Source organism: Paenibacillus sp. FSL H8-0280, assembly GCF_045040665.1.
GTDB lineage: Bacteria > Bacillota > Bacilli > Paenibacillales > Paenibacillaceae > Paenibacillus > Paenibacillus xylanexedens_A.
The window spans coordinates 1,424,158-1,437,521 of record NZ_CP150296.1 but is presented as its reverse complement, the minus strand read 5'-3'; the positions used below and the strand labels follow the sequence as shown (position 1 = coordinate 1,437,521).

Here is a 13,364-nt window from a genome sequence, read left to right as displayed (position 1 = left end):
AGCAAAATAGGAGCAATATGGTGCCGGAATGGCAACCATATTGCTCCTATTATTCTTAATACAACCTGTTCATGCACTTACACCTTTGAACAAGGAAGTTATTAACCTCCAGCACGTGCAAGTTCACGCATATTCGCTTCAAACGCTGCAAGCAGCGCTGCTTCTCCAGTCAAACCTGTTGCCTGAATCCGTTCGATCTGTTCTGTCATACGTTTGAAGTCCTTCGGAATAACCCGAACGAACTGATTCAGCGCATCTTGCCAGTTATCCAGAACGCGCTGACCGACAGCACTTCCTGTGTTGGCAACATGACGTTGAATCATGCCTCGCAGATCTGCACTTTCGGCCACATCTTCGATACGCTCCAAAAGAACCATTTCCAGATTACAACGTTTCAGGAATGTGCCTTCTGGATCATACACATAGGCAATACCTCCGGACATCCCTGCTGCAAAGTTACGACCTGTATCGCCCAATACAACGACACGTCCACCTGTCATATACTCACAACCATGGTCGCCTACACCTTCAACGACGACTTTGGCGCCCGAGTTACGTACAGCAAATCGCTCACCCGCAATACCACGGATGTACGCTTCACCGCTTGTTGCTCCGTAGAGAGCCGTGTTACCGATAATGATGTTATCTTCCGCCTCAAACGTTGCTTTCGGAGAAGGCATCACGATCAGTTTACCTCCGGACAGTCCTTTACCTACATAGTCATTGGAATCCCCTTCAACGGTCAAGGTCATACCTTTAGGTACAAAGGCCCCAAAGCTTTGTCCGGCAGAGCCGACAAATTTGAATTTAACCGTATCTTCAGGCAATCCTGCGAGTCCATATTTGCGTGTGATCTCACTACCCAAAATGGTACCTACTGCACGGTTAACGTTTGTAATTGGAAGCACCGCTTCAACCGGTTGACCGGATTCAATAGCAGACTGTGCCAGTGGCAGCAATTGTTGCATATCCAGCGTTTCTTCCAATTGGTGATTCTGATGCTGTGTGCGATAACGTGCAGAGCCTTCCGGCATTTCAGGCACATGCAGCAATACAGACAGATCCACACCTTTTTTCTTCCAGTGATCTACGGCTTCTACCGTTTCGAGGCAATCTGTACGTCCGACCATCTCCTGAATCGTACGGAAACCAAGATCAGCCATGATCTCACGCACATCTTCAGCAACAAATCGCATGAAGTTAACCACATGAGCTGGATCACCCATATAATTTTTACGCAATTCCGGATTCTGTGTCGCTACACCAACCGGACAGGTATCCATCTGACAGACACGCATCATGATACAGCCAAGTGCAACGAGCGGTGCTGTAGAGAAACCATACTCTTCTGCTCCAAGCAAGGCTGCAATCGCTAGGTCACGGCCGTTAAGCATTTTGCCATCTGTTTCGAGGACAACACGGTCACGCAGATTGTTCAGCATCAACGTTTGATGTGTCTCTGCAAGACCTAGTTCCCAAGGCATACCTGCGTGGCGAATCGAACCTTGCGGTGATGCACCTGTACCACCGTCATAACCGCTGACGAGGATAATATCGGCACGGCCTTTGGCTACACCAGCTGCGATGGTACCCACGCCCACTTCCGATACCAGCTTCACGTTAATCTCAGCACGCGGATTGGCATTTTTCAAGTCATAGATCAACTCTGCCAGATCTTCGATCGAGTAGATATCGTGATGCGGTGGTGGCGAGATCAGACCTACACCCGGTGTTGAACCACGGACTTCAGCAACCCAAGGATACACTTTACGTCCTGGCAGCTGTCCGCCTTCACCCGGTTTAGCTCCCTGAGCCATTTTAATCTGAATCTCATCGGCATTAACCAAATAGTTGGATGTAACACCAAAACGTCCGGATGCTACCTGTTTAATCGCACTGCGACGGGAATCCCCGTTGCTATCTTTAATGAAGCGAGCCGGATCTTCTCCACCTTCACCAGTATTGGATTTACCTCCAACACGGTTCATAGCGATGGCAAGATCTTCATGCGCCTCTTTACTGATCGAACCAAAGGACATTGCGCCCGTTTTGAAACGACGCATGATATCTTCTACGGATTCAACTTCTTCGAGTGAAATGGAAGCTCCCACCGGTTTCAGCTTCAGCATGGAGCGAATGGTCAACAGTTGATCATTCTCACCTTGTACAAGTTTGGAATATTTTTTATACAGCTTGTAATCCCCAGTGCGTACTGCATGTTGCAGGGTATGAATGGTTTGCGGATTGAACAGATGCTCTTCTCCGTCGTTACGCCATTGATAATCCCCACCGGAATCCAATACTTTATCGTTACCGTCTTTTTCCGTAAAGGCACGGTTATGATGTGTCAGCGCTTCGGCTGCCACTTCTTCCAACCCAATTCCACCGATACGGGAAGGTGTCCAGGTAAAGTAACGGTCAACGAAGTCTGATTTCAGACCTACCGCTTCGAAGATTTGAGCTCCACGATACGATTGAATCGTAGAAATCCCCATTTTGGACAACACTTTAGTAACACCTTTGGTAGCTGCTTTAATGTAGTTTTTCACTGCTTTCTCATGCGAGATGCCACGCAGCAACCCTTGCTGAATCATGTCATCCAGCGTTTCAAAGGCCAGATAAGGGTTCACCGCACTTACACCGTAACCCAGCAGCAACGCGTAGTGGTGAATATCACGCGGTTCTGCCGATTCGAGCATAATGCTGACTTTGGTTCTGGTTCCCTGGCGAATCAGATGGTGATGCAGACCTGCTACAGCAAGCAATGCAGGAATGGCAGCATTCTCTGCATCCACACCACGGTCAGACAGGATCAGAATGTTATGACCTTTGTCGATGACACGGTCTGCAGCTTCGAAGAGCAAATCCATCGCTTTGCGAAGTCCTTCTGCTCCTTCCGCAGCGGTGAAGAAGATTGGAATCGTCATGGAGCGGAAGCCTGGGCGACGCACATGGCGAATCTTCGCAAAGTCTTCATTGGACAATACCGGTGTATCCAGACGGATCTGGCGACAGCTCTCCGGTTCCGGATTCAGCAAGTTACGCTCAGGACCAATGGTTGTTGCCGTAGACGTTACAATCTCTTCACGGATTGCATCGATTGGCGGGTTGGTTACCTGGGCGAACATCTGTTTAAAGTAGTTGTACAGACGCTGCGGACGATCCGACAGCACAGCCAGCGGTGCATCATAACCCATCGAACCTGTAGCTTCCATACCTGTTGTTGCCATGGGCTCCAGGATTTTACGCAGTTCTTCAAATGTATAACCATAAGCGAGCTGAAGCTGGGTCACGTTATCATGTTTTGGATCAGGAAGTTCCGGTGCTTCCGGCAACTCGCTCAGATCCATCAAATGCTCATCAAGCCAATCCTGATACGGATTCTCGGCTGCAATAATTGCTTTTACTTCCTCATCCGCGATGATGCGGCCTTCTTGTGTATCCACAAGCAACATCCGACCTGGACGCAGACGATCTTTGTACAGGATCTCTTCCGGCGCGATATCCAGTACCCCAACTTCGGAGGAAAGGATAATACGGTCATCTTTGGTTACATAATAACGAGCTGGACGCAAACCGTTACGGTCAAGTGTTGCACCAATTTGCAAACCATCTGTGAAGGCCATTGCTGCTGGCCCATCCCAAGGCTCCATCATCGTGCTGTGATATTCATAAAATGCTTTTTTGGCAGGGTCCATGCCCTCATCTGTGCTCCAAGGTTCAGGAACCATCATCATGGCCACGTGTGGCAGAGAACGGCCGCTCAGATACAGGAACTCCAGTGTGTTATCAAACATGGCTGTATCCGAACCGTCCGGATTGATGACCGGTTTCACTTTCGCGATGTCGTTACCAAACAACTCGCTCTCGAACAAGGATTGTCTAGCATGCATCCAGTTCACGTTACCACGCATCGTGTTGATCTCACCGTTGTGGATCATGAAGCGATACGGGTGAGCACGTTCCCAGCTTGGGAAGGTGTTTGTACTGAAACGGGAATGCACAAGTCCAATGGCCGATTCCACGAGTTCTTCCTGCAGATCCAGATAGAACCCGCCAACTTGTTCAGTTGTCAGCATGCCTTTATATACAATTTTCCGACAAGACATGCTCGGAAGGTAGAACGAACCACCTTCTGCTTCATCTGCCGAATAACGAATAGCCAGCTCAGCGCGTCTGCGAATAACATACAGCTTACGCTCGAATCCAAGCTCATCCTTCACATCTGCGGATCTTCCAATAAACACCTGACGTACATAAGGTTTCGCTGCAAGTGCAGAACGGCCAAGCATTTCATCAAAAGTAGGAACATCCCGGAAACCCAGGAACGTCTGACCTTCTTCTTCAATAATCTTCTTAAGGCTCTCTTCATGTGCACTGCGAATGGCAGGGTCCTGGGAAAGGAACAACATCCCTACGCCATAGAATCCCTGTTCAGGCAATGCAAAACCAAGGCCTTTCGCTTCCTCTGCAAAAAAGCGATGTGGAATCTGAATCAGGATACCTGCTCCGTCACCGGAATTCGGCTCACTTCCCTGTCCTCCACGGTGCTCCATGTTACTGAGCATGGTCAGTGCCTGACTAACGATATCGTGTGAAGGTACTCCTTTGATGTTGGCAACAAAACCCATTCCGCATGCGTCTTTTTCGAACTGCGGGTCATACAGACCCTGTTTTGGAGGTAATCCGATGTGTCTCATGGAACGCAACCTTTCTATAATGAAGTATTTCGGAAAGATCAAGAACATAGGCAACAGGCAACAATGAAACGGGAGGAGCTGGCCTTTCGCTTGCGATAGAGCCTGCTAGATAGAAGAGGTGACAGCATGAGACTGTCAAAAATAATGCCTGCTATTGGGCAGTAGCCATTGAATGAGATGAGCTGATCCGGACGATCCGGCAAACAGCCTGTATAAATCAACACGCAGCCGCTGGCACGGCTACTGAAATGGAGCGACGTTTTTTTGATATAGTTCTATTATTTTAACACCGACCTAACATCAGCGCAATTTAAACTTTTTAATACCTCTGATAAGAAATGTTTTGCAGTACAGCTTTACAGTAGTGACGTTTAAATTCATCTCTTTTTCGAATAATTATACACTTTTTAAGCCAGAGTACAACTGAATTAAATTGCTGACAGAAGAAAATCGTTCCATGTGCAGCCTAGGTTTATCCATAATTCCACCAAATTTTCACTGCTTAAGCCAGCGAAACTTTACTTCTCTATGCATTTGTATACAAAATAGCCTGCAACCCCTTTTTGGGGTCACAGGCTATTTGCACTATTTGACTACTATATTGCATAATTTCACTACAAGAAAATAAAGTTTTTTTTCAAAAATATGACCCTGCTGAAGATCAGGTTCGACTTATGCCGTCACAACTTGACCAGAATCAGCCTGTTCGACTTCTTTTTTCGGACGTCTGCCATTCCAGAGGAAGTAAGCAAGCGTCAGCAGAATGGATACACCTGCATAGATGCTAAGAATACCTGCCTGATGCCACATCACATCCAGATTACCACTCGATACCACGGCTTTGAAGCCCATAATGCTGTGTGTCATTGGCAACCAAGGGCTAAATGCCTGAAGCCATGATGGAATCAGTTCTACAGGGAAGGTCCCTGCACTAGCCGCAAGCTGGAAGACCAGAAGCAGAATGACAACATAACGTCCAGGCAGATCCAGCCAGGTTACAAGTGCCTGAACAATCAACATGAAGGTCAGCCCCGTAATAATGGTAAACAGGTAGAACAGCCCTACGCTGTGCGTCTCCAGTCCAAGACCATATAACATGAAACTTGCCACGATAACCGATTGGAAAATACTCACGGACCCAAATACCAGTGTCCGGCTGACAAAACGATTCCAGCCTGTTGCACCAGGTACGGACGTTTCCCGCATTTTCAATACAATCGTGGAAATCAACGATCCCACAAACAGACCGATCGACAGGAAGAACGGTGTCAATCCTGTACCATAATTGCTCACGTTCTCTGCTGTGTTCTCCGAAGAGTTCACAGGTTCAGCGAACATGTTCACTACATCATCCGTTTTCTTAACTTCGGATGTTTTCTGTGCGGCATCATTCAGCTTGGTTTCCAGTTCACTTGAGCCATCTTTTAGCTCAGTAAGGCCGTCAGCCAGTTTGCCCGCGCCATCACCCAATTGCTTGGAACCATCGGTTAGTGAACTAACGCCACCACTGAGTTTACCTACACCCGTTTGCAAAGCTGTAGTCCCTGAGCCCAGCTGCTTGGCACCATCTGCAAGCAATGTACCGCCACTTGCAGCATCACCCAGTTTGCCGCTGAACTGCTTCAGACCATCGGAGAGCTTAACGCCTCCTTGACTGAGCTGCCCTGCACCAGCCAGCAATTGCTTCTGACCATCCACCAGTTGGTTCGCACCAGCCAGAAGTTGCTCCTGGCCTCCATGAAGCTCGGCTGCACCCGCAGCCAGTTGCTGGTTACCCTGATGCAGCTGATCTGCACCTTGTGCCAGCTTCTGCTCGCTCTCATGCAATTGTGCACTGCCGTCAGCAACAGCCTCACTTGCCGCAAGCAGCTTCTGTACATCCGCATTTTCAGCCAGTTCGGGGTTTGATGCAGCAAGCTGTTTCAATCCGGCGGCTACGCCCTGTGCACCATCAGCAACCTTGGAACTGCCATCTACAGCCGATTGCAGGCCTGTTGCCAGTGTACCGCTGCCCTGAACAGCACTTTGCAGACCATCCGACAGCTTCGCACTGCCCTGTTCTGATGATTTCAGACCAGCCTGCAACTTACTTGTGCCATCCAGTGAAGACTGGAGTCCAGTTTCCAACTTGGCGCTACCATCCTTCAACTGATCTGCTCCGCTCTGAAGCTGGCTCGATGCGGCTGCCTGAAGCTGTTGCAGACCGGATACAAGATTTGATGTTCCACTTTCAAGCTTGGTTGCCCCTGTGTGTAGCGCGTTAACACCATCACTTAATGGAGAAAGTCCTTCCTGAAGTTCAAGCGTTCCTGATGCAAGCTTCGCCAGGTTATCCTTGAGCTTAACAGCACCATCATCCAGTTTGCCTGCGCCGGTATTCAGTTCACCCGCCCCATCGCCTGCCTCAGCCAAGCCATCCGATACTTCGGAGAACTTGTCGAGCAATGTTTCTGCATAGGATTCCGTTACTTTGGCTGAGACTTTTGCTTTCAGGTCCTTAATAGCGGTCTTACCGATCTGAGCACCGACAAAACTGTAATTGCCATTCGGTTCATAGATCAGATCAGCCGGCTCCGGCTTGTCATCGAGCAATGTTGTTGCTTGGGATGAGAAGTTCTCCGGAATCGTAATTTGCATATAATATTTGTCATTACTCATGCCTTCTTTAGCTTGACTCGCACTGACAAAATCCCATTTAAAATCGGCATTTTTCTTCAACTCATCCACCAGATCACTACCTACATGGAGGGATTTGCCCTCCAGCTCAGCGCCTTTGTCCAGATTAACAACGGCAACCGGCATCTCATCCACATGACCATACGGGTCCCAATAGGCTGCCAGATAGATGCCACTATACAGGATCGGTATAAACATAATTGCAATAACAGGGATCAACACCTTCGGGTTTCTCACGGCCGATCCCACATCCTTGAAAAACACGGATAAAGATTTCATGTCATTTTCTCCCCTTAATCTCTCTGCTCCATGAGCAGGAATAACCATAATGAAATACAATGTCGCATTCCAGAAAACATACTGAAACACGAAGTGACCACTTTCCTCAAACGGTCAATTTAGGACAAAAAAACAACCTGTCTTCCGACAAGCCTCCCTGCTTGATACGCGTGAAAATCCTTATATTATAGTAGATTAAATTCGGATTACGTTACAGCAGCAATTCCTTCCATTAAGAAAAGGCGAAAGTAAGTCTTAATTTCCTCTTTGCTCAGCGGTTGATGTTGTTTGCTCCAGTCTGAGGTGAGTGCAATATACAGGCGAATCATCATAAATGCGACGACTTGCGGATCACAATCTCGAATCTCTCCATTGTCTTTTGCTTTCTCAAGCTCCTTAGCCAGAAAGTCGGAGATTACTTTCTCCACCTTGTCCAATCCTTCCTTGGCCTGCAGCGTTCCAAAGTCCTTCAGCTCCTGAGATAACTTAACGAGCAGATCGTGATCACGACGAAACTCTAACAAGGCATCCAGTACCCGAAACAGATTATCGAAAAATGCACTTTCCTGATGCACTTCACGATGCGCGATGTTCTTCATTTCCTGAATCACTTCTACCAGGATCTGATCAAACAATTGTTCCTTATTGGTGAAAAACGTATAGATCGTTCCTTTGCCAACGTTCGCAATCTTGGCGACCTGATCCATCGTCGTTGCTTTGTATCCAAACATGGCAAACGACTGGGCTGCCGCATGAATAACCTGCTGTCTCCTGTCAATCGGAGCCATCGTATCCCTCCTTTAATCACATTCATTGTTCAATCGCTCTACATAAATGACCAAAAATACAATTCAGTCATTCGGTCAAAAACTACAATACCACCTTAGAAATCAGATTGCAACCCTAACATTTAAAAAATTGTGTTAATATTTTTTAACCTAAATGCAGTGGAAACTCCTTCTGTCGTCGTCTATAGTGTAAGATGACTCAGATAATACGTATATATAATGAAGTTTAAGTTGTCTCATTGTAAGATATATGGTGTAAATATTCATAGAAGAAACATGATTTTGTGTTTCAATGTATATTCATGTAGTAACGCATTCCATAGCTAGAATAAACAATGAATATCTTCATTTTGAATTAAAACTTATGAATAAAGGTGAACTCATGCGAAAACCAAGAGTGCTCTTATTATCGGAAGGTTTCGGTACCGGTCACACTCAGGCCGCTCATGCGCTGGCACATGGCATCAAAAAAGTCAGTCCACATGTTCACAGTCGTGTCATTGAACTAGGCAAATTTTTGAACCCAACGGTAGCTCCACTAATTTTCTCTGCATATCGAAAGACACTATCGGTTCAACCCAAACTGGTCAGCCTGTTGTACCGCACACAGTACAACAAATCACTAAATGGTTTTACCAAGCTGGCGTTGCACCGAATTTTCTATACACAGACGGCACAGGTCGTATCTCAACTGAAACCGGATGCGGTGATCTGTACCCATCCTTTTCCGAATGCTGTGATCTCCCGGCTCAAACGCCAGGGTCTGAATATCCCGCTCTATACGGTCGTGACGGATTATGACGTGCACGGAACATGGATTAATCCGGAAGTGAACAAATATCTGGTCTCTACCCCTCAGGTCAAAGCATTGCTTGAGATCCGGGGTGTCGATCCCTCCCATATTCAGATCACGGGAATCCCTGTGCATCCAGACTTCTGGGAAGCAGGAGATAAGGTGAAGCTACGGGAAGAGATGGGGCTTCAGAACATGCCTACAGCGCTACTTATGGGTGGCGGATGGGGACTTTCGTTTGATGAGGATCATATGAAAGCTCTCACGTCCTGGGCAGATCGTGTTCAATTGGTCTTCTGTCTAGGAAGCAATGAAAAAATGATTGCAAAAATGAAGGAAATGCCTTGCTTCCAGCACCCGAATATTCGTATTCTGGGATATACACGGGAAGTAAGCAAACTGATGGATGTATCCGATGTGCTGATTACGAAGCCAGGTGGCATGACATGCACTGAAGCGCTGGCCAAGGGTCTACCGATGTTGTTCATTCCTCCGATTGCAGGTCAAGAGGAAGAGAACTGTGAATACTTTGTACAAGCCGGATACGGCCAGGTTATTCACTCTGCCGACGTGATTACCAATCGTTTCAGACAACTAGTGGAGCAGGCATCTACTCAAACTGAAAGCCCGCTGAACGTAGCGCATCATTCAGGTAACCCTTCGGTCTATGATCCGAAGTGCTGTGCTCAAGCTGTTCATGACTTATTGTTTCCGACGACAGCCGAAGTCACAACAACCTCCTTGGAGCGTTTCACAGCCGGAATTACTGCCACGTCCTTGTCAGGTACCAGAATACCATTCTGACGCCTCTACGGACCTATAGAACAGCTCTCACGAGGTGTTATTGGGGACAAGACAATTGCTCACGATATACAAAGAAGGTTCCCTTCCGAATTTTTGGAAGGGAACCTTCTTTTATTTTCACTAATTCCACCGTATGATTTGGCAGAAAAAAGGGTAATTTAGAGTATAACGATATTTTTAAATAACGAAATAAAACTACGATTCAGGCTTTTTCAAGGGCCGTGTGAAGCACACACAGTTAACTACCCTGCCTGTTTGCAGAATTTACGGGTCGATTACTTGTAAAAAGTATGATGACCGATCGTTTTTACTTTTTTCTGCGAGCGGGCAACTGTCAGATCGTCAGCAAGCGTCAATGATAAGAAATAATACGTATCATCGGCAACTTCCTTCTTCCCGTTCAACGCAGCATTCACTGCTTTGATGCTGTCCTCGTTGGGAACCACACGTTTCATACGTCCGTTCGCTACAGGACTAAACTGGGATTTCTGATGGATGACCTTGTAAATGGTATCGGGAAAATTGGCTGACCGCAGCCGGTTTAAGACAACATTGGCAACTGCCACTTTGCCTTCGTACGGTTCACCTTCCGCTTCTGCCATGACGATTTTTTGCAGCAGATGCAGTTCTTTATCGGACACACTGTATGACCAGGTTGCAAGTTTCGAGTCTTCCTGGTTCAGAAGTTTGGTCCGTGTAAAGTATAGTTTTTGGGGGGGAGTTGTTACAGCAGCGACTTCTTTGGCGCGTTTCACTTTAGCCAATTTCAGTGCAGCTTCTTTTTTGGCTTTGGCCGCAGCTATCGCTCTAGCTTTGTTCTTGGCCTTGGCTTCTTGCAATTCCTGCTCTTCTTGAGCAGTCGTCAGCCAGTTCTTCGCTGGCAGAGATTCAGTCCACGCTACGGTTTGGGCAGACAGATTAGAGGACAGACTTGTCCCATCTTCCATCATGCGCCTCTCTTCTTGCGTAGATGTTTGGTTATTTTGCCCAGAAGCCGCAAGTTCGGTCATCTGTTTACTATCACTAGCTTCATTCCACTTCCCCGTCGCCTGAACGACATTTACCCCCACTATACATACAAGCAGCACTGATAACATCGGTGCTACCCAACGATTTTTGCTTATAATGTTCATTCGAAGATTCCTCCTGTCGAAACAATTCCCTTAACTAAGTAACCCAAAAAAAAGAATTTGAATAACGATGGCTAATATTACATAGGGATAAACGTTATGTCAATGTGATTTTATGGCATAAAAATGATTATCAGGAAAAAGTGAACGTATCCACGACCTCATACATTGGCGATTGTCCCAGCCTTGTCACATAAAGTACAATGTCCTCCACCATCCATGAATTAACACCTGTGGAATGTTTCGGAAGCACTCCAGATACCCCTTTATTTTCATTACCTGGAAGCTGTCCCAGATATTTTCTGGCAATGGTAATGTGGGGAGCATAAGGTCTTAATTCAGCTTCATACCCAAGGGGCGAAGTCGCCTGCACGATTTGTTTTTGCAATGAAAATAAGTGCTCTATCTCTCCGCTAACACCTTTCCAAAGCACCTTAGGTGCTTCTTCAAGTCCAAATGTGCCCCAGTCGGAAAGCTGAAGTTCAAACGGCTGTAATCCGCTTGTTGCTGAGCGCAATGCTTTTCGCAGGTGCCCGATGTCACTAACTAACGTATCCCCCAGAAATTGCAAGGTAATATGATAATCTCTATGATCTGTCCATTTACGAAAATCTAGCTTGTTCTGTACAAGCCTCGAATCCATCTGAAGAGACTGCTGAACAGCAACAGGAAGACGAATTGCTACAAACAATCTTTCCCGTCGGGATGAATGATCCTGATGTGATTGGTTATTCATTGCATACACCTCTCTAAAGTTCGCTCTATTATTTCATAACTATACATATCGTTTCAAGTTGGGTAAGTATAGAGTGACACAAATATAACCATTTGCAAATAAGGCTAGATTCCTGCATTTCCCACCTTAATGCACATCCAACACCAAATCTGATACACTTTAATCATCAAACTCATCAAACTATTTATCTCAGGAGGACCACACATTATGGGTAAAATTGTATGTTTTCCATCTCTATCCGAAGAACAGCAACAACGCATTCAGAATGCTGCACCAGAATACACCCTGAAATTCGGAAAAGCCAAGGAATTGGACCCCGCTGAGTTGAAAGAAGCTGAGATTATTCTCGGCTGGTCCCCACTCGTCACAGAACATGCATTGAAACAGGACGGCCTGTTGAAGTGGGTTCAGGTCTGGTCTGCTGGTGTAGACAATCTCCCCTTCGCAGATTTGCAACAAAAGAACGTTCAGGTCACCAGTGCAAATGGAGTTCACGCGATTCCAATCACCGAAATTATTCTGGGCATGATGTTATCCCACAGTCGCTGGCTGAGACAAGCTATGCTGCATCAACAGCAGGCCGAATGGAAAGCTCCTGCCAAACCACTGCCGGAACTGCATGGCAAAACAGCGGTCATCGTTGGTGTAGGTGAGATTGGCACGGAAACAGCCCGTATTCTCAAAGCCCTCGGCATGCGTACGATCGGAGTTCGCCGCTCAGGTAAGGATGTCCCCAATGTGGACCAAATGTACGACATGACCGGTTTACATGAAGCCTTGAGCCAGGGCGATTATGTAATTAACATTCTACCGTTAACCGATGAAACCAAACATATATATGATCAAACTGCATTTGAGCAGTTCCGATCCGGTGCCTGCTTCGTCAATGTGGGCCGTGGCCCCAGTGTGAAAACGGAAGCGTTGCTGAATGCACTCCAAAACGGCAAAGTTGCCTTCGCCGCACTGGACGTGTTCGAAGAAGAACCTCTTCCGGCAGACCACCCGCTATGGGGCATGGATAACGTGTTAATTACGCCTCATATCGCCGGAAGTACAGAGCAATACGCGGATCGAGCAGTCGATATTTTCATCAAAAATCTGGAAGCTTACGTCGCTGGCGATACCCTGCCGTTGAACCTTGTGGATTATAGTCATAAATATTAACACAAACACCCGTTCCCATGCAATATTGTGCAAATCAACATCACGATATCAATGGAACTAAAGAATACTTACACTTGCAACTTCGATGACAGAACAACCTTCCGATCACTGTTATTCCCAGTTTTTTTCAATTCACTTTTATAAGGTGAAAATCTGTGAATAAAGGCGAAGAGTATGCTTCCGATGCAGCTTTCTTACAGAAAGCTTTTAGCTCCACTTCTTCAGGTTATTTCTGTCCTCTACGTTCTTGTGTAAACGGTTAGTTCAATGGATATTGCAAGCAATAAAAAAATC

General features: G+C 46.6%; 7 protein-coding genes. 2 read left to right on the top strand and 5 right to left on the bottom strand.

Translation table 11 applies throughout. The features are described 5' to 3' along the window. Nucleotides 1-101: 101 nt before the first annotated feature. The 3 genes from gltB to MHI12_RS06270 form a co-directional block, all read right to left on the bottom strand. Nucleotides 102-4,700: a glutamate synthase large subunit gene (gene gltB, locus MHI12_RS06280; RefSeq protein WP_405171881.1), complete on the bottom strand. Its 4,599-nt coding sequence runs from the start codon at nucleotides 4,698-4,700 to the stop codon at nucleotides 102-104. 672 nt (nucleotides 4,701-5,372) lie between these two features. Next, the gene (locus MHI12_RS06275) at nucleotides 5,373-7,655 is read right to left on the bottom strand and encodes a YhgE/Pip domain-containing protein (RefSeq protein ID WP_341010177.1); all 2,283 of its coding nucleotides are present in this window, start codon (nucleotides 7,653-7,655) and stop codon (nucleotides 5,373-5,375) included. A gap of 206 nt (nucleotides 7,656-7,861) precedes the next feature. Continuing rightward, nucleotides 7,862-8,443: a TetR/AcrR family transcriptional regulator gene (locus MHI12_RS06270; protein WP_036611349.1), complete on the bottom strand. Its 582-nt coding sequence runs from the start codon at nucleotides 8,441-8,443 to the stop codon at nucleotides 7,862-7,864. Between the two features lie 382 nt (nucleotides 8,444-8,825). On the opposite strand from MHI12_RS06270, the gene MHI12_RS06265 reads away from it, so the two are divergent. Then, complete coding sequence (locus MHI12_RS06265) at nucleotides 8,826-10,040, top strand: MGDG synthase family glycosyltransferase (protein ID WP_405171880.1); 1,215 nt, start codon at nucleotides 8,826-8,828, stop codon at nucleotides 10,038-10,040. 275 nt (nucleotides 10,041-10,315) lie between these two features. Here MHI12_RS06265 and MHI12_RS06260 read toward each other — a convergent pair whose 3' ends face one another. Then, a complete protein-coding gene (locus tag MHI12_RS06260) occupies nucleotides 10,316-11,173 on the bottom strand; it encodes a cell wall hydrolase (protein WP_339197654.1) in 858 nt (285 codons plus the stop codon). Between the two features lie 130 nt (nucleotides 11,174-11,303). Beyond that, entirely contained in the window at nucleotides 11,304-11,906 is a 603-nt protein-coding gene (thpR, locus tag MHI12_RS06255; protein ID WP_405171879.1) for an RNA 2',3'-cyclic phosphodiesterase, read from the bottom strand. A 207-nt stretch (nucleotides 11,907-12,113) separates the two neighbouring features. On the opposite strand from thpR, the gene MHI12_RS06250 reads away from it, so the two are divergent. Further along, nucleotides 12,114-13,070, top strand: coding sequence for a D-2-hydroxyacid dehydrogenase (locus MHI12_RS06250; protein WP_405171878.1), 957 nt, complete (start codon nucleotides 12,114-12,116; stop codon nucleotides 13,068-13,070). Nucleotides 13,071-13,364: the final 294 nt, after the last annotated feature.

Coding starts and splice junctions, on each gene's coding strand:
- gltB (WP_405171881.1), bottom strand. CDS start 4,700: ATGAGACACATCGGATTACCTCCAAAACAGGGTCTGTATGACCCGCAG.
- MHI12_RS06275 (WP_341010177.1), bottom strand. CDS start 7,655: ATGAAATCTTTATCCGTGTTTTTCAAGGATGTGGGATCGGCCGTGAGA.
- MHI12_RS06270 (WP_036611349.1), bottom strand. CDS start 8,443: ATGGCTCCGATTGACAGGAGACAGCAGGTTATTCATGCGGCAGCCCAG.
- MHI12_RS06265 (WP_405171880.1), top strand. CDS start 8,826: ATGCGAAAACCAAGAGTGCTCTTATTATCGGAAGGTTTCGGTACCGGT.
- MHI12_RS06260 (WP_339197654.1), bottom strand. CDS start 11,173: ATGAACATTATAAGCAAAAATCGTTGGGTAGCACCGATGTTATCAGTG.
- thpR (WP_405171879.1), bottom strand. CDS start 11,906: ATGAATAACCAATCACATCAGGATCATTCATCCCGACGGGAAAGATTG.
- MHI12_RS06250 (WP_405171878.1), top strand. CDS start 12,114: ATGGGTAAAATTGTATGTTTTCCATCTCTATCCGAAGAACAGCAACAA.